Origin of the sequence: Nocardioides sp. URHA0032 (assembly GCF_000620645.1) — a bacterium.
GTDB lineage: Bacteria > Actinomycetota > Actinomycetes > Propionibacteriales > Nocardioidaceae > Nocardioides.
In genome coordinates this window covers 385,016-400,850 of the sequence record NZ_KK211160.1, presented here as the reverse complement: position 1 = coordinate 400,850, position 15,835 = coordinate 385,016, and the positions used below count along the sequence as shown (strand labels likewise).

The 15,835-nt window shown below is 71.8% G+C and carries 18 protein-coding genes; 5 read left to right on the top strand and 13 right to left on the bottom strand.

Annotated features, from left to right (window positions below; genetic code table 11):
• Positions 1 to 8: 8 nt before the first annotated feature.
• From panD to N538_RS0120060, 5 genes are all read right to left on the bottom strand, one after another.
• Positions 9 to 428: an aspartate 1-decarboxylase gene (gene panD, locus N538_RS0120080; RefSeq protein WP_028638782.1), complete on the bottom strand. Its 420-nt coding sequence runs from the start codon at positions 426 to 428 to the stop codon at positions 9 to 11.
• Positions 428 to 1,312, bottom strand: coding sequence for a pantoate--beta-alanine ligase (panC, locus tag N538_RS0120075; protein ID WP_028638781.1), 885 nt, complete (start codon positions 1,310 to 1,312; stop codon positions 428 to 430). The genes panD and panC overlap by 1 nt, the downstream gene beginning before the upstream one ends.
• Positions 1,309 to 2,208: a Rossmann-like and DUF2520 domain-containing protein gene (locus N538_RS26460; RefSeq protein ID WP_036571382.1), complete on the bottom strand. Its 900-nt coding sequence runs from the start codon at positions 2,206 to 2,208 to the stop codon at positions 1,309 to 1,311. The genes panC and N538_RS26460 overlap by 4 nt, the downstream gene beginning before the upstream one ends.
• 203 nt (positions 2,209 to 2,411) lie before the next feature.
• Positions 2,412 to 3,326, bottom strand: coding sequence for a glycosyltransferase (locus N538_RS0120065; protein WP_028638780.1), 915 nt, complete (start codon positions 3,324 to 3,326; stop codon positions 2,412 to 2,414).
• A gap of 10 nt (positions 3,327 to 3,336) precedes the next feature.
• Positions 3,337 to 4,446, bottom strand: a complete 1,110-nt coding sequence (locus N538_RS0120060) for a sulfotransferase family protein (RefSeq protein ID WP_028638779.1) — start codon at positions 4,444 to 4,446, stop codon at positions 3,337 to 3,339.
• A 33-nt stretch (positions 4,447 to 4,479) separates the two neighbouring features.
• On the opposite strand from N538_RS0120060, the gene N538_RS0120055 reads away from it, so the two are divergent.
• From N538_RS0120055 to N538_RS0120035, 5 genes are all read left to right on the top strand, one after another.
• On the top strand, positions 4,480 to 5,589 hold the full coding sequence (locus N538_RS0120055; RefSeq protein WP_028638778.1) for a glycosyltransferase family 2 protein: 1,110 nt from the start codon (positions 4,480 to 4,482) through the stop codon (positions 5,587 to 5,589).
• A 9-nt stretch (positions 5,590 to 5,598) separates the two neighbouring features.
• Positions 5,599 to 6,285 carry an ABC transporter permease gene (locus tag N538_RS0120050; protein ID WP_197025407.1) on the top strand — a complete coding sequence of 229 codons (687 nt, stop codon included), beginning with the start codon at positions 5,599 to 5,601 and terminating at the stop codon, positions 6,283 to 6,285.
• A complete protein-coding gene (locus N538_RS0120045) occupies positions 6,275 to 7,003 on the top strand; it encodes an ABC transporter permease (RefSeq protein ID WP_028638776.1) in 729 nt (242 codons plus the stop codon). The genes N538_RS0120050 and N538_RS0120045 overlap by 11 nt, the downstream gene beginning before the upstream one ends.
• A gap of 79 nt (positions 7,004 to 7,082) precedes the next feature.
• Positions 7,083 to 8,039: an ABC transporter substrate-binding protein gene (locus tag N538_RS0120040; protein WP_028638775.1), complete on the top strand. Its 957-nt coding sequence runs from the start codon at positions 7,083 to 7,085 to the stop codon at positions 8,037 to 8,039.
• A gap of 8 nt (positions 8,040 to 8,047) precedes the next feature.
• Positions 8,048 to 9,025 carry an ABC transporter ATP-binding protein gene (locus N538_RS0120035; RefSeq protein ID WP_028638774.1) on the top strand — a complete coding sequence of 326 codons (978 nt, stop codon included), beginning with the start codon at positions 8,048 to 8,050 and terminating at the stop codon, positions 9,023 to 9,025.
• Here the strand turns inward: N538_RS0120035 and N538_RS0120030 are convergent.
• From N538_RS0120030 to ftsH, 8 genes are all read right to left on the bottom strand, one after another.
• Positions 9,018 to 10,100 (bottom strand): GNAT family N-acetyltransferase, encoded by a 1,083-nt coding sequence (locus tag N538_RS0120030; protein ID WP_155992288.1) that lies wholly within the window; start codon positions 10,098 to 10,100, stop codon positions 9,018 to 9,020. The genes N538_RS0120035 and N538_RS0120030 overlap by 8 nt on opposite strands.
• A gap of 48 nt (positions 10,101 to 10,148) precedes the next feature.
• Positions 10,149 to 10,766, bottom strand: a complete 618-nt coding sequence (locus N538_RS0120025; protein ID WP_028638772.1) for a hypothetical protein — start codon at positions 10,764 to 10,766, stop codon at positions 10,149 to 10,151.
• A gap of 9 nt (positions 10,767 to 10,775) precedes the next feature.
• Positions 10,776 to 11,264 (bottom strand): DUF3180 domain-containing protein, encoded by a 489-nt coding sequence (locus N538_RS0120020; RefSeq protein ID WP_028638771.1) that lies wholly within the window; start codon positions 11,262 to 11,264, stop codon positions 10,776 to 10,778.
• A complete protein-coding gene (gene folK / locus N538_RS0120015; protein ID WP_028638770.1) occupies positions 11,261 to 11,830 on the bottom strand; it encodes a 2-amino-4-hydroxy-6-hydroxymethyldihydropteridine diphosphokinase in 570 nt (189 codons plus the stop codon). Before folK ends, N538_RS0120020 begins: the two co-directional genes overlap by 4 nt.
• Positions 11,823 to 12,179: a dihydroneopterin aldolase gene (gene folB / locus N538_RS0120010; protein ID WP_028638769.1), complete on the bottom strand. Its 357-nt coding sequence runs from the start codon at positions 12,177 to 12,179 to the stop codon at positions 11,823 to 11,825. Before folB ends, folK begins: the two co-directional genes overlap by 8 nt.
• A 104-nt stretch (positions 12,180 to 12,283) precedes the next feature.
• The gene (gene folP, locus N538_RS0120005) at positions 12,284 to 13,117 is read right to left on the bottom strand and encodes a dihydropteroate synthase (RefSeq protein ID WP_028638768.1); all 834 of its coding nucleotides are present in this window, start codon (positions 13,115 to 13,117) and stop codon (positions 12,284 to 12,286) included.
• 18 nt (positions 13,118 to 13,135) lie between these two features.
• A complete protein-coding gene (gene folE, locus N538_RS0120000; RefSeq protein WP_028638767.1) occupies positions 13,136 to 13,753 on the bottom strand; it encodes a GTP cyclohydrolase I FolE in 618 nt (205 codons plus the stop codon).
• Between the two features lies 1 nt (position 13,754).
• A complete protein-coding gene (gene ftsH, locus N538_RS26455; RefSeq protein WP_036571378.1) occupies positions 13,755 to 15,806 on the bottom strand; it encodes an ATP-dependent zinc metalloprotease FtsH in 2,052 nt (683 codons plus the stop codon).
• Positions 15,807 to 15,835 lie beyond the last annotated feature (29 nt).

Sequence of the window (15,835 nt, the reverse complement as noted above, 5' to 3'; positions counted from 1 at the left end):
GCCGCAGGCTACCGCTGGGCCGGCTGGTCACCACGGACCAGGCCGGTCCCTGCGACGGCCTCGGCCGGGTCGTAGCCGGTCGCCAGGATCTTGTTGTCCGCGTCCACGAACACCACGTGCGGCTTCAGCTCCCTTGCCTCGGCGGTCTCCAGCTGGCCGTAGCCGATGAGGATCACGAGGTCGCCGGGGTGCACGAGCCGGGCCGCGGCGCCGTTGATCCCGATCACGCCCGAGCCGCGCTCGCCGGCGATCGTGTAGGTCTCGAGGCGGGCACCGTTGGTGATGTCGACGATGTGCACGAGCTCGCCCGGCAGCAGGTCGGCGGCATCGAGGAGGTCCTCGTCGACGGTGACCGAGCCGACGTAGTGCAGGTCGGCCTGGGTGACCGTGGCCCGGTGGATCTTGCTCTTCATCATGGTGCGCAGCATCAGGAGTCCTTCGGGGGTGCGGTTGCTCGCCCGAGCACGAGCGGCATGTTGTCGATCAGCCGGGTGCTACCGACGCGGGCGGCGATGAGCGCGCGGGCCTCGGTCCCGGGAGGTACGTCGTCGGGCAGCGCGCCCAGGTCCGGGTCGGTGACCACCAGGTAGTCGAGGTCGACCCCCTGGGCGGCCCGCAGCTCGGCACGGGCGGCGGCGAGGGCGCTCGCGGCGCCGTACTCCGCCGCGTCCTGGGCGGCGCGCAGCACCCGGCTCAGGGTCGCGGCCTGCGCGCGCTGGTCGGGATCGAGGTACCGGTTGCGGCTGGACAGCGCGAGCCCGTCCTCCTCGCGCACGGTCTCGGCGCCGACGACCTCCACGCCCATGTTGAGGTCGACCACCATCCGGCGGATCAGCGCGAGCTGCTGGTAGTCCTTCTGCCCGAAGACCGCGACCTCGGGCCGCACCAGCCCGAACAGCTTGGCGATCACGGTCAGCACGCCGCGGAAGTGGCCGGGCCGGGTCCTGCCCTCGAGCACCTTCGCGAGCGGGCCGGGCTGGATCGTGACCTGAGGCTCTCCGCCCGGGTAGACCTCGTCGACGCTGGGGACGAACACGACGTCCACACCCTCGCGCGCGCAGATCTCCAGGTCGGCGTCGAGCGTGCGTGGGTAGCGGTCCAGGTCCTCCGTCGGCCCGAACTGCAGGGGGTTCACGAAGATCGACACGACGAGGGGTCCGCCGCCGATGTGCTCCCGGGCGACCCGCAGCAGGCTGGCGTGCCCTTCGTGCAGGGCCCCCATCGTCGGCACGAAGCCGACCGGCCCGCGGGCGTCCGCGAGCAGCGTGGCGAGCTCCTCGCGCGTGCTCGCGAGGGCGGGGCCCGAGCTCATCGGCGTCGCGCGGCCTGGAGCTGGGCGGTGCGTTCGGCGTCGTCGACGACCCGGCGGATCGCGGCCGCGCGGATCGGGAGGACCCGGCCGTCGGTGACCACCCGGTCGAGGGTGTCGCGGGCGAGGGCGACGTACGACGGCATTGTGTGGGGCGCGTTCGCCGCGATGTCGGCGAGGTGGGCCCGGACGGTGTTCACGTCACCGCGGACGATCGGGCCGGTGAGCGCGGAGTCGCCTTGGTCGAGGGCGTTGTCGAGAGCGGCGGTCAGCAGCGGGCGCAGGGTGCCGGCGGGGTCGTCGGCGCCGGCAGCGGCCAGCAGCTCCATCGCCTGCGTCACCAGCGTGACCAGGTGGTTCGCCCCGTGCGCGAGACCCGCGTGGTAGAGCGTGCGCATCTCCTCGGGCACCCACATAGAGCGGCCACCGAGGTCCGCGACCAGCCCCTCCGCGAACGCGCGCTCCGCGTCGGCCGCGGTCAGGCCGAAGACGCAGCCAGCCAGCCGGTCCAGGTCGATGGCGGTGCCGGTGAAGGTCATCGCGGGGTGCATCGCCACGACGTGCGCGCCGATGCGGCGGGCGGGCTCGAGGACGGCCAGACCGTGCCGACCGGAGGTGTGCACGACGTACTGGCCCGGCCGGATGGCACCGCTGTCGCTGAGCACCGTGACGACGTTCGCGAGCATGTCGTCGGGGACGGTCAGGAGCAGGAGGTCGCACGCGCGGGCGACGTCGGTCGGCTTCGCGTGGGCCACGCCCGGCAGCAGGTCGGCGATGCGGAAGCGCGAGGCGTCCGACTCGCCGGCGGCGGCCACGACCGTGTGGCCGGCGGACTGGAGGGCGGCGGCCAGGACAGCGCCGACGCGTCCCGCGCCGACAACGCCGATCCGATGCGTCATGGGTGTCGAACCTTTCGTTCCAGTCCCTCCGACCACCCCTCTCCGCGTCTGCGGTTCGGAGCCGGTGTGGGTACCGGACGGTGTGCTCGTCTGGTGGTGTGTCGGGGTCGTTCTTCCCCGGCGATGCCGAATCTACGCCCCGGTCCAGACCTACGTAACCGCGTGTGCACGTGACGTAGCCGACACGTCGGGACTGGTGGGACTCAGCCGACGTCGAGGGGTCGCGGTGCGCGCGGCAGCCAGTCGTGGGTGACGTGGTCCACGATGTGCACGCCGGGCGGCGCGGTGATCTCGTGCACGCCGGGCAGCACGACGCCGTCCTTGAGCGCGTGGAAGACCTCCCACTCGCGGCGCTTGCGGCGGTTGCGCCAGGACGTCGCGAACGACTCCGGGTCGGTCCAGTGCGCGAACTCCTCGCCGTCGAGGTACTTCAGCTCCACGCACATCCCGTGCGGCAGCCCGACCGAGCGGACGCCCTCGGGCGTGGTCCGGATCTCCCACTCGAAGGCCTTCGTGTAGACGAAGTCCGGACCGATCGGGAAGCCCCACTCCTCGGCGTTGCGCCAGCCGAGGTCGAGGTAGCCCTTCGACCCGCTCGCGAGGTACAGCCCGTGCCGCGGCACCCGGATGATCGTCTGCACGTCCCCGACCTGCCAGCCGAGGTCCGCGATCGTGACCTCGCCCTCGGTGGTGAGGACCATGTCGCCGTCCCACTTCCACGAGTAGCGGGTGCCGACCTGGGCGAAGCACCAGTTGTAGAAGTACGACAGCGAGTGCACGGACAGCTCGTGCACCTCGAGGTGCTCGGCGCCTGCGCGCGCCACCGGGAACGGGTACGACGTGACCGTCAGCTTGTCGGCGTGCCCCGCCCTCGCCGCCGTCTCGCGCGCGACGTCCGGCGTACCGTCCTCGGAGCCGTTGTCGACGAGCAGCACGAAGTCGCACGCCCGCAGCAGCGGAGGCAGGACGAAGGGCAGCGACGGCGCCTCGTTCTTCACGCGCAGCACCGCGGTCGAGCCCGGCCGCAGGCCCTCCGGCCGCAGCCACGGCCAGGTGATGTCGAAGTCCGTGTGGCCCTCGAGATTCTGCAGGCCGGTCGCGCCGAGGTGTGCGGTCATCGGCCCCGCCTCATCGGCTCTTGCCGAGCATCTTGCGGATGCCCCGGCGCACCGGCGCCGGCACGGCAGCGCGGACGCCGTGCGGGATCCTGTCCGCGCCCGACGCGGCCGGAGCCGGCGCGGGCTTCGCGCCGCCCTTGAGCTGCTTGCGGACCTTCTGCTCGGCGGCCACGACCGACGAGGCCGAGATCGCCTCCGCCTCCTCGTAGAGGTCGACGTACCCCTCGCGGAGCTGGTCGAGGGCGGCGTGCACCTCGGCGGTGTCGCCATCTGGCTCGGCGAGCTTGTTGAGCTCCTCCCACGTCTGGGCGGTCAGCTCGTGCAGGCGCGGCGGCAGTCCGAGGTCGTCGAGGGTCTGGCTCATCCGGCGCAGGTTCGGGTCGACGAAGCGGTGCCCGTTGCGGATCGCCTCGCTGCGCGCGTGCATGACGTGCTCCAGCTGGAGCTGCTCGCCGACCCGCATCACCACCCTGGTCCAGTCGTCGAGGAGGTCGCCGTACCGCACGAACACGCGGCCGCCGTCGGCCACGGACTCACGCGTCGCCCGCTCCGTGTGCAGCAGCATGTTCAGCCAGGACGCCGCGAGGTGCGCCGAGCCCAGCCGGTTCTTGTAGTAGGTCTGCTTGCTGCCGACCACCTCCGCGGGCGGGCGCAGCATGGTCGCGAAGACCGGGGTCGCACCGGTCCGGATCGCGGCGACCCGCCACAACGAGAGGAACCAGCTCAGCCGCGGGTCCTTCACGACGAGCTCGGGGTTCACCGCGAAGTGGCCCTCGAGCCACTCGGCGGCGCGGATCCGCTCCTGCTCCTTGGTCGACACGCGCCCGGTCTCGAACCACGCGTCCGGGCGCGCGTCGCTGACCTGGACCAGGGACTCCTTGAGCAGCCGGTCGTGGTTCTCGACCACCCACTGCGGCTCGCCGAAGCCCTTGGGGTTCGTCTCGTCGGCAGCCACCTCGGGCAGGGGGACGTGCAGGCCCATGATCTGCATCAGCCCGGCCATCGTGCTGGTGCCGCTGCGGCCGGCCCCGGCGACGAACAGCACCTTCCGCGGGTAGGCCGACGGGTCGACGTCGCTGCGGTCCACGGTGGACGGGTCGGCTGCTGGCTCGGCGCTCACGCTGTCGCACTCTACGGTCGATAGCGTTCCCCCATGAAGTTCGGGCGCCGCTCACCGCTGATCAGCGTGGTCGTGCCGGTGTACGACGTCGAGGCGTACCTGCCCGAGGCGCTGGACAGCGTGCTCGGCGCGACCTACCCCGCCCTCGAGGTGGTCGTCGTCGACGACGGGTCGACCGACGGCTCCGGCGCCGTCGCGGACGAGTACGCCGCCCGGGACCCCCGGGTCCGCGTCGTGCACGTCGAGAACCGCGGTCTCGGTGCCGCCCGCAACGAGGGGCTTCGGCACGCGACCGGCGAGCTGCTCGCCTTCGCGGACTCCGACGACGTCGTGCCCGCGGACGCGTACGCCGTGCTGCACCGGCAGATGCGGCGCACCGGCGCGGACTTCGTCACGGGGTCGGTCGCGCGCTGGGACGGCCACACGCTGGCCGAGCTGCCCTGGATGCGGCGGCTGCACCGGCAGCGCGCGGCGGTGGTGGTCGAGGAGCATCCCGAGCTGCTCGGCGACGTGTTCGCGTGGAACAAGCTGTACCGGCGCGACTTCTGGGACAACGCCGGCCTGTCCTGGCCGGAGGGCATCCGCTACGAGGACCAGCCGACGACCACCGCGGCGTACGTCCGGGCGCGACGCTTCGGCGTGGTGCCCGACGTCGTCTACCACTGGCGGATCCGGTACGACGGCTCCTCGATCACCCAGCAGCGCTCCTCGCTCGACGACCTGCGGGACCGCTGGACGACCAAGCGGATGTCCCTGGCCACCGTGACCGGCTTCGGCTCGGACAAGGTCACCAAGGTCTTCGTGGATCGGGTGCTCGCCGGCGACCTGCACCGCTACTTCACCGAGATCCCGGGCTGCTCCGACGAGTGGTGGGACCTGCTGGTCGCGGGCGTGCGGGAGTTCTGGGGCACCCGGTCGCTGGTGCACTCCGGGCTTCCGCCCGTGCACCGGCTCACCGGCTGGCTGGTGCAGATGGGCCGCCGGGACGACGCGACCGCGGTGATGGAGTACGTCGCGCGGATCGGCGGCCCGGTCCCCCAGGTCCACACCGGGTCGGGCGCTCGCATCGACGTCCCCGTGATCGAGACCGGCAGCGTGGACCCCGTGGCGCTGGCACTACGCGACTTCGAGATCCGGGAGTAGCGTCAGCCCGTGCTCGCTCTCGTGGACGACGTGCCGCAGTGCTACGTCGACAACGACTGGATCTGCGCGCAGTACTGGCACGACTACCGTCCCGAGCTGGTCGACGCCACCGTCGAGCACATCTGGCTGACCGTGGTCTCGGTCCTCGCCGGGCTGCTCATCGCGATCCCCCTCGGGCTGCTTGCCCGCCGCAACCCGACGCTGGAGACCGCCGTGGTCGGCGGCACGACGATCGTCTACACGATCCCATCGCTGGCCCTGTTCTCGCTGCTGCTGCCGTTCACCGGCCTGACCTCGACCACCGTGATCATCGGCCTGGCGCTGTACTCGCTGACGATCCTGGTGCGCAACGTGATCGCCGGTCTGCGCTCGGTGCCGGAGGAGGTGAAGGAGTCGGCGCGCGGCATCGGCTACTCCGACAGGCGGATGCTGCTGCAGATCGAGATCCCGCTGGCGCTGCCGGTGATCATGGCCGGCATCCGGGTCGCGACCGTCTCGACCGTCGCCCTCGTCACCGTGGGCTCGATCGTGTCGTACGGCGGCCTCGGCAACCTGCTCCTGCTCGCGGTCGGCAACCAGTTCAAGGCTCAGATCTTCGCCGCGAGCGTCCTGTGCGTCGTGCTCGCGGTGGCGTTCGACCTCGCCCTGGTGCTGGTCCAGCGCCTGCTCACCCCCTGGACGCGCCGTGCTCGGTGACGTCTTCTCCTACCTCACCGACGGGTCGAACTGGTCCGGGTCGACCGGCATCGGCACCTTCATGGTCCAGCAGCTGCTGCTCACCGTGACCGCGCTGCTGATCGCGATGGTGCTCGGGCTGCCGCTCGCGCTCTACCTCGGCCACCGCCACCACGGCGGCACGCTCGCGGTCAACGTGACCAACGTCGGGCGCGCCGTACCCGTCTTCGCCGTGCTGCTGGTCCTCGCCCTCGGACCGGTGGGATCGGAGCAGTTCGGACCCTACGGCCGGGCCGGGCTGGCGACGCTGATCGCCCTGGTGCTGTTCGCCCTGCCGCCGATCATCACGAACGCGTACGTCGGCGTGGTGGAGGTCGATCCCGGTGCCGTGGAGGCGGCGCGCGGGATGGGCATGAACGGGGCCAAGGTGTTCAGCTCGGTGGAGCTCCCGCTCGCGATGCCCGTCGTGATGACCGGCGTGCGGGTGGCGCTGGTGCAGGTCTGGGCCACGGCGACGATCGCCGCCCTCGTGGCAGGTCCCGGGCTGGGCCGGATCATCACGCGCGGCTTCGCCAACCACCGCACCTACGAGGTGGTGGCGGGCGCCGTGCTGGTCGCGCTCGGGGCACTGGTCCTGGAGGCGACGATGGCCCTGGTCCAGCGCTACGCCGATCCGATGCGTCGTGCGCGGGTCTCCGTCACCAGATCGTCACCGACGGCTGTCGGTGGTCCGCGTTAGGGTCAGACAGCGGGTGCCGTACGGGCGCCCATCGGACACGCGCGGGGATTCCCGCGGGACACAGAAGGTGGTGGCGCCCATGCGCATCGGACGCGTACTCGGAGGGATGGTGGCCGGAGCGCTCCTGCTCGCGACGGCCGGGTGCGGCGGGAGCGACTCGCTGGAGGACACGGGCTCGGGCGACAGCACCGGCAGCGCCGACAAGGGCTCGGTGACCGTCGGCGGACAGGACTTCACCGAGAGCCAGATCATGGCCGCGATCTACCAGAAGGTGCTGGAGAACGCCGGCTACACCGTGCAGACCAAGCTGGTCACGACCCGCGACGTCTACCTGCCCGAGCTGAGCAAGGGCTCGGTCGACATCGTCCCCGACTACCTCGCGGGCCTCACCGACTTCCTCAACAGCGAGGCGAACGGCGCCGATGCCCCCCTGGTCTCCAGCCACGACCCGGACGCCACCCTGCAGGCGCTGAAGCCGCTGGCCGAGGCCAAGGGCATCTCGATCCTGCCGCCGTCGGACGCCACGGACCAGAACGCCTTCTTCGTCACGAAGGACTTCGCGGACCAGAACGACCTGACCACGCTGTCCGACTTCGCGGCGATGCACCAGCCGATCAAGCTCGGCGCGCCGCCGGACTGCGAGGGACGCTCCGACTGCGCGGGTGGGCTGACCAAGACCTACGGCTTCGACATCAAGGAGATCGTGCCGCTGGACTTCGCCAGCGCGCAGGTGAAGGACGCCGTGAAGAAGGGCGAGGTGCAGCTGGGTGAGACCGGTACGACCGACGGCACGCTCGAGGACCTCGGCCTGGTGCTCCTCGACGACGACAAGGGCATCCAGCCGGCCCAGAACCTCACCCCGGCGGTCAACAGCGACTTCATCGACGCCAACCCCGACCTGGAGGACGTGTTCAACCAGCTGTCCGCGGCGCTGACCACCGAGGACCTCGCCGACATGAACGTGCAGGTCGACCTCGAGCGCAAGAAGCCCGAGGACGTCGCCCAGCAGTTCCTCGAGGACAAGGGACTGCTCTGAACGAGCCGATGATCCGGCTCTCCGGAGTCGGGAAGACGTACGACGACGGCACCGTCGCCGTACGCGAGCTGGACCTCGACGTCCGGCGGGGCGAGCTGGTCTGCCTCGTCGGGCCGTCGGGGTGCGGCAAGTCGACGACCCTGAAGATGATCAACCGGTTGATCGAGCCGACCTCCGGCAGGATCGAGATCGACGGCCAGGACATCACCGGGGAGGACCCGGTCCGGTTGCGCCGCAACATCGGCTACGTGATCCAGGAGGTCGGGCTCTTCCCGCACCAGAAGATCCTCGCCAACGTGATGACCGTGCCGCTGCTCCACGGCGAGTCCAAGGCGACGGCCCGGGAGCGGGCGCTCGAGCTGCTGGAGCTGGTCGGGCTCGATCCCGCGCGGTACGCCGACCGCTACCCCCACCAGCTCTCCGGTGGACAGCAGCAGCGGGTGGGCGTCGCCCGCGCGCTCGCGGCGAGGCCGCCCGTCCTGCTGATGGACGAGCCGTTCGGCGCGGTCGACCCGCTGGTCCGGCTCCGGCTCCAGGACGAGTTCCTCCGGCTCCAGGCGGAGCTGGGCGTGACGGTCGTGTTCGTCACGCACGACATCGACGAGGCGGTCCGGCTCGGCGACCGGGTCGCGGTGTTCGCTGCCGGCGGACGGCTGGCGCAGTACGACACTCCGGCGCGGCTGCTGGGCCGGCCGGCGGACGACTTCGTGGCCGACTTCGTCGGCTCGACGACCGGGCTGCGGCGGCTCCAGGTGATCCCGCTGGACCCCGCACACCTCGAGCCGCTGGACGGCGTGAGCGTCGGCGACCTCGGTGCGGCGATCGACATCGACACCACCTTGGGCGAGGCGCTCACCGTGCTGCTTCGCGACGACCGGGGGATGGTCGCGGTGAAGCGCGACGCGCAGTTCGTCGGCGTCCTCACGCCGAACGGCGTCCACCGGGCACTGCGGGCCGCGCTCGCCGAGATGGCCACCGTCAGCTGACCGGCACGTCCCGGTGCCAGGACTCCGTGGCGTACTTCGTCGTCCAGCCCATCGACGCGTAGAGCCCAGCGGCGCCGGTGGGTGAGTCGGCGTCGACCTCGAGCCCGACCCGGTCCCGCCCCCGGGCGGCGGCGTCGGCGATGATCGTGCGGAGCAGTCCCTTGGCGACCCCGCGACCGCGGGCGGCCTCGAGGACGCCGAGGTAGGAGACGTAGGACCCGTCCGGGCCCGTGGAGCTCTCCGAGACGGTGCCGATGAGCGCGCCCACGGGCTGCGGTCGGTCACCGTCGAGCAGCTCGCCCAGCCACCAGTGGTCCCAGCGGTGGCCGGGGTCCTCGCGGAGCCGGAACAGGAACTCCTCGAAGGTCTCCTCGCTGGAGTTGAAGTGGTCCACGAACGCGCCCTCGAGGACGTCGTGCACCTCGCGCAGGTCGTCGTGGTCCGGCATGCCGTCGCCGCTGCGTCCGACCAGCCGGAACACCACGCCGCCGGTCTCCCAGCGGTCGGGGTCGGGCACCAGGTCCCGCTCGTCGGGGCTGACCGGGCGGCTCATCTGCCACCAGCGACGCACCTTCTCGTACCCGGCCTCGCGGAGCCACCGGGCCTGCCGCTCGTCGCCGTCGAACGTGCCCGTGTCGATCTGCTGGGCCGGCAGGCCGCGCGCCGATCCCACCGACCTGGCCTGGCCCTCCGCCCACGCCAGGAGCACGTCGGAGCAGGCGTCCGCGACCTCGTCGGCGAGGTCGCGCTCGACGATGTGCACGAACAGCATCCGCCCCGCGGAGCGGTCGTGGACGCTCCCCCACGCGTGGATCTCGCCGGACGCGTCGCGCACGACGACGTTCTCCCGCATCTGCAGGCCCCGCTCGGAGACCTCCACCAGCACGTCGTCGACCCCGGAGCCCGCCCAGCCGCGGCCGTGCCGCTCGTGCGCGCGGAGCAGGTGGGTCAGCCGCGCGACGTCGAACCGGTCGGCCGGGTCGGGGGTCCCCACGGTCCAGCCGTCGGGGAGGCCGGGCCGATCACCGACCAGCTGGTCGGGATCGCTCTGGAAGCGGTTCTGATCGGGGATCACTGTCCCCCATTGCCCGCTCCGCAGGGGGGCGGAAACGTGGGGAGGACCTCACGCGTGCTTGCGCTGCGCGGCCTCGGCCTCGTGCCAGGCGGTCGTGACGACGTCCAGCTCGGCCCGGACGACGTCCAGCTCCTGCTCGAGCTCGGCGACCCGGACGACCGCGTCCGCGGCCCGCTGCTCGGCCTCGGCGAGCCGGACGGAGACGGCCTGCCCGTCGCGCTCGGCGGCGTCCGCGCGGCGCGCCTCGACGTTCATCTTGCGGGTCGCGTCGGCAGCGCGGCCCTGGGCGGCGGTCAGGGCGTCCTCGAGGTCGTGGATCGACGCCTCGTGCCGCTGGATCCGGGCCTGCATCGACTCCGCGAACGCGGCGTTCTCGGCGGTGCGGGCCGCAGTGATCTCCCGGTAGGCCTGCGCCTGCTCGGCGCGGTCGCGGGCGGCCTCGCGGCGGGTCAGGGCGAGCTCGGAGTGGGTGATGCGGGTGGCGGCGGCACCGAGCACGACGGCGCCGGCCGCGGCGACCGCGACCAGCACCAGCGAGCCGCTGGCGATCGTCGCGACGACCAGGGCGGCGGCGACGAGGAGGAGGGCGACGGCGACCGTCAGCCGGGTGCTGCGCTGGCGACGCCGACCGGGACGGGCGGCGGCAGGTGCCTGGGGGGAAGCCATGCGACCACGTTAGGCCTCGTCCTCGTCGGATCGGACGCGACACGCACGCTCGAGGACGACCGCTGTGACGACGATCGCAACGCCCGCGAGCGCGGCGGCGACCGAGCGCCACAGCCGCTGGGAGGCCAGGTCGGAGTCCATGCCGACCCAGCTCAGCGCGTAGCCGGCGTACCCGCCGGCCACCAGCGCGCCGACCAGGGCGCAGGCGCGGGCGAGCACCAGCCGGTTGACGGCGCGGTGCGGCTCGAGCCGCTGGTGCTGGACGTGCATCGTGCGCCAGGTGAGGTACGCCGTCGCGCCGAGGATCGTGGCGACCAGCACCAGGGCCAGCGGCTGGGCCCAGGTCACGATCGGGGCGCTGTCCAGGACCCGGGCGGCGATCGGGTGCAGCAGCCAGCCACCGACCAGGCCGACGACGGCCCACACCGTGAGGGTCGCCGCGGAGGTGGGTCTCAGCCGGCCGCCCGACGGCTCGTCGCCGGCCGGGCCGGCGCTCACTGGATCTCGAGGACCAGGTCGTCGCGCAGCTTGAGCCCGCTCTGGTCGGTCTTCTCCACGAGGTCGGCCACCCGACCGCGGTCCGGGAACTCCGCGTCCGGCTCCACGTCGAGCCAGGGGCGCAGCACGAACGCGCGCTCGGCGGCCCGCGGGTGCGGGAGCCGCAGGGAGGGCTCGTCGCTGCGCCGGTCGCCGACGACGATCAGGTCGACGTCGAGGGTGCGCGGGGCGTTGGGGACCTCGCCGCGCTCGCGGGCGAAGGCGTCCTCGATGGCCAGCGCGCGGTCCATCAGCCGGCTCGCGGCCAGGGTGGTGTCGATCAGCACCACCGCGTTGAGGAAGGTCTTGGCCTCGGGCGGGCAGTCGACCGGCTCCGTCTCGTAGACCGGGGACACAGCGGTGATCCAGACGTCGGGAGTGTCCGCCAACGCGTTGAGAGCGCCTTGGAGGCTCGCCATCCGCTCGCCGAGGTTCGACCCCAGGGCCAGCACGGCTCGCCGGATCGGGCGCATCTCGCCGGTCAGCGTGTCCGTGTCGACGATGTTCGGGTTGGGGGTCTCAGTCACGAGGGACCTCACGTTTCCGGGTGATCGTGAGGACGACGTCCGAGAACGTCGCCTCGATGGGGGCATCCGGCTTGTGGACCGTCACCCGCGCCCATTCAACACGGTCGTCCAAGAGGCAGACGTCCGCGATCCGCTGGGCGAGGGTCTCGATCAGGTCGACCGGATCCTTCTCGACGGCGGCTTTCACCGAGGCCACGAGACTTCCGTAGTCCACCGTGTCTTGCAAGTCGTCCGAAGCCGCCGCGGCACTGGTGTCGATGCCGAGCGCCAGGTCGATGACGAACACCTGGCCCTCGCGCTTCTCGAACTCGAACACGCCGTGGTGGCCGTAGCACTCGATGCCGGTCACGGAGAGCTCGTCCTGAGTGACCCGCGAGGGACGAGCGGTCGTATCGAAGGGCTCGTCCTGAGTGACCCGCGAGGGACGAGCGGTCACGTCGAAGGGCTCGTCGGTCACGCCCTCACCTCCCCGTCCAGGCGCTCGAGGACGCGCAGGGCGTCCCGAGCGGCTCGTGCGTCGTGCACCCGCAGCCCCCAGACGCCGCGCTGGGCGAGGTGGACCGTGAGCGCCGTGTTCGCGTGCTCGCGCTGGTCGACGGGGCGCATCGTCCCGCCGCTGTCGGCGAGCAGCCTACCGAGGAAGGACTTGCGGCTGGCGCCCACCAGGACCCGGTGGCCGAGCCCGAGCAGCGGCTCGAGGTCGCGGAGGAGCTGCCAGTTGTGCTCGGCCCGCTTGGCGAAGCCCAGGCCCGGGTCGAGCACCACCTGCTCGCGGCGTACGCCGGCGGCGAGGATCGCCTCCACCCGGGCGGACAGCTCGTCGCAGACCGCCGCGACCACCCCGCCCGGGCCGTCGTACACGGCGAAGTCGCGCATGTGGTCGGCGTGCGCCCGCCAGTGCATCGCGACGTACGTCGCGTCGTGTGCCGCGACCACGTCCAGGATGCGCGGGTCCGCCAGCCCGCCGGAGACGTCGTTCACGATCGTCGCGCCCGCAGCGAGGGCCGCCTCGGCGACCTCGGCCCGCATGGTGTCGACGGAGACGACGGCGCCGTCACCGGCCAGCGCGGTGATCACCGGCACGACGCGGCCCAGCTCCTCCTCGACCAGCGGACGGGTGGCGCCGGGGCGCGTCGACTCGCCGCCGATGTCGAGGATGTCGGCGCCGTCGGCGAGCAGCTCCCGGCCGTGCGCGACCGCGGCTCCCGGCTCCAGCCAGCGGCCGCCGTCGGAGAACGAGTCGGGCGTGACGTTGACGACGCCCATCAGCACCGGGATCGTCGTCATGGGTCCGGAGGCTATCGGTCAGCGGTTCCGGTGGATCAGGGCCATCGCCTCGGCGCGGGTGGACGCGTTGGAGCGCATGGTGCCCCGGACGGCAGAGGTGATGGTGCGGGCGCCGGCCTTCTTCACGCCGCGCATGGTCATGCACAGGTGCTCGGCCTCGATCACGACGATCACGCCGCGGGCCTCGAGGATCCGCATCAGCGCGTCGGCGACCTGGGTCGTGAGCCGCTCCTGGACCTGCGGCCGCTTCGCGTAGACGTCCACCAGCCGGGCCAGCTTGGAGAGCCCGGTGATCTTGCCGCTCTCGGCCGGGATGTACCCGACGTGCGCGACGCCGGTGAACGGCACCAGGTGGTGCTCGCACATCGACCAGAGCTCGATGTCGCGCACCAGCACCATCTCGTCGTGGCCGAGGTCGAACGTCGTCGTGAGCACGTCCTCGGGACGCATCCGCAGCCCGGAGGTGAGCTCGGCGTAAGCCCGCGCCACCCGGGCCGGGGTGTCGTGCAGGCCTTCCCGTTCGGGGTCCTCCCCGATCGCGATCAGCAGCTCGCGCACCGCTGCCGCCGCCCGGGCGTGGTCGTAGGGCGGGATGTCGGCCGGATCGCGGTCGGCGTACCGGATCGCGTCGGTCATATCAGTGCGAAGGCAGGTCGGGGCCGGAGCTGGGCTGCTCGACGCCGGGGTCGCCGTGCACGTCCCCACCGGCGCCCGGCGGCGTCAGGACGGCGCCGGCCTCCTGCTCGGGACGGCCGTTCTGACCGTTCTGGGCGGCGGTGCGGTCCCTGATCCACTGCGGGATCTCCACCGGCGGGATCGCCGACGGGTGGCGTCGGTCGGACCCGGTCCATGCCGGGCGCTCGGGACGGCGACGCAGCGGCTCGAAGATCCGGGCGACCTGCGCCTTGTCGAGCGTCTCCTTGTCGAAGAGCTCGAGGACCAGGGCGTCCAGGACGTCGCGGTTCTCCTCCAGGATCTCGAACGCCTCCTGGTGGGCGGTCGCGAGCAGCCTCTTGGTCTCCTCGTCGACGATCGCCGCGATCTCCTCGGAGTAGTTCCGCGAGTGGCCCAGGTCGCGGCCCAGGAACGGCTCGGAGTTGGTGTCGCCCAGCTTGATCGCCCCGAGGCGCTCGGTCATGCCGTACTGGGTGACCATGGCACGGGCGAGGTTGGTGGCCTTCTCGATGTCGTTGCCGGCGCCGGTCGTCGGGTCGTGGAAGACCATCTCCTCCGCGGCCCGGCCGCCGAGCATGTACGCCAGCGTGTCCAACATCTGCGAGCGCGTCTGGGAGTACTTGTCGTCGTCGGGCAGCACCATCGTGTAGCCCAGCGCCCGGCCACGCGGCAGGATCGTGATCTTGTGCACCGGGTCGTTGCCCGGCAGCGCCGCCGCGACGAGCGCGTGGCCACCCTCGTGGTAGGCCGTGATGAGCTTCTCCTTCTCGCTCATCAGGCGGGTCCGCCGCTGCGGGCCGGCGATCACGCGGTCGATGGCCTCGTCGAGCGCGAGGTTGGTGATCAGCTTCTCGTTGTTGCGCGCGGTCAGCAGCGCGGCCTCGTTGAGCACGTTCGCGAGGTCGGCGCCGCTGAAGCCGGGCGTACGCCGGGCGACGGACAGCAGGTTGACGTCCTGCGCGAGCGGCTTGCCGCGGGAGTGGACCTGGAGGATCTGCTCGCGGCCGGACAGGTCGGGGGCGTCGACCTGGATCTGGCGGTCGAAGCGGCCGGGACGCAGCAGCGCCGGGTCGAGCACGTCGGGGCGGTTGGTCGCGGCGATCAGGATCACGCCGCCGCGGACGTCGAAGCCGTCCATCTCGACCAGCAGCTGGTTCAGCGTCTGCTCCCGCTCGTCGTGGCCGCCGCCCATGCCGGCGCCGCGGTGCCGCCCGACCGCGTCGATCTCGTCGATGAACACGATGGCCGGAGCGTTCTCCTTGGCCTGCTCGAACAGGTCGCGGACGCGCGAGGCGCCCACACCGACGAACATCTCGACGAAGTCGGAGCCGGAGATCGAGTAGAACGGGACCCCCGCCTCGCCCGCGACGGCACGCGCCAGCAGGGTCTTGCCGGTGCCGGGCTGGCCGTAGAGCAGCACGCCCTTGGGGATCTTGGCGCCGACCGCCTGGAACTTCGCCGGCTCCTGGAGGAACTCCTTGATCTCGCCGAGCTCCTCGACGGCCTCGTCACAGCCGGCGACGTCCGCGAACGTCGTCTTCGGCATGTCCTTGGTGATCAGCTTGGCGCGCGACTTGGCGAACTGCATCACGCCGCGGCCGCCGCCGCCCTGGACCTGGTTCATGAGGAACAGGAACAGCAGGATGATCAGCGCGAACGGCAGCAGCGTCGCGAGGATGGAGCCGATCAGGCTGGGCTTCGGGACGTCGACGTTGTACTGCTCGATGGCCCCCTTGTCGACCTGCGCCTGGATCTCGTTCTTGATGTCGGCCTGGGTGCCGTCCAGCCAGAAGGACGACACCTTCTTGCCGTCGTCGAGGGTCGCCTTGATCTGCTGGTCACCGCCGTCGACGAAGGTGATCTCCTTGACCTCGCCGCTGGTGATGTAGCTCTCCATCTTGGAGGACTCGACCTCGTCGTACCCGCCGTTCGGGGCGAGGTACTGCAGGGCGAGCAGCACGCCCACCACGGCGAGGACGATCCAGAGCCACGGACCCTTGAATATGCGCTTCACAGACTTCTCTCGGACGACCTGATCGGAAG

Excerpts from the sequence above, each read along its gene's own strand:
- N538_RS0120035 (WP_028638774.1), top strand. The coding sequence starts at position 8,048 with ATGATCCGGCTCTCCGGAGTCGGGAAGACGTACGACGACGGCACCGTC.
- N538_RS0120055 (WP_028638778.1), top strand. The coding sequence starts at position 4,480 with ATGAAGTTCGGGCGCCGCTCACCGCTGATCAGCGTGGTCGTGCCGGTG.
- panC (WP_028638781.1), bottom strand. The coding sequence starts at position 1,312 with ATGAGCTCGGGCCCCGCCCTCGCGAGCACGCGCGAGGAGCTCGCCACG.
- N538_RS0120065 (WP_028638780.1), bottom strand. The coding sequence starts at position 3,326 with ATGACCGCACACCTCGGCGCGACCGGCCTGCAGAATCTCGAGGGCCAC.
- folE (WP_028638767.1), bottom strand. The coding sequence starts at position 13,753 with ATGACCGACGCGATCCGGTACGCCGACCGCGATCCGGCCGACATCCCG.
- folP (WP_028638768.1), bottom strand. The coding sequence starts at position 13,117 with ATGACGACGATCCCGGTGCTGATGGGCGTCGTCAACGTCACGCCCGAC.
- panD (WP_028638782.1), bottom strand. The coding sequence starts at position 428 with ATGCTGCGCACCATGATGAAGAGCAAGATCCACCGGGCCACGGTCACC.
- N538_RS0120040 (WP_028638775.1), top strand. The coding sequence starts at position 7,083 with ATGCGCATCGGACGCGTACTCGGAGGGATGGTGGCCGGAGCGCTCCTG.
- N538_RS0120025 (WP_028638772.1), bottom strand. The coding sequence starts at position 10,766 with ATGGCTTCCCCCCAGGCACCTGCCGCCGCCCGTCCCGGTCGGCGTCGC.
- N538_RS26460 (WP_036571382.1), bottom strand. The coding sequence starts at position 2,208 with ATGACGCATCGGATCGGCGTTGTCGGCGCGGGACGCGTCGGCGCTGTC.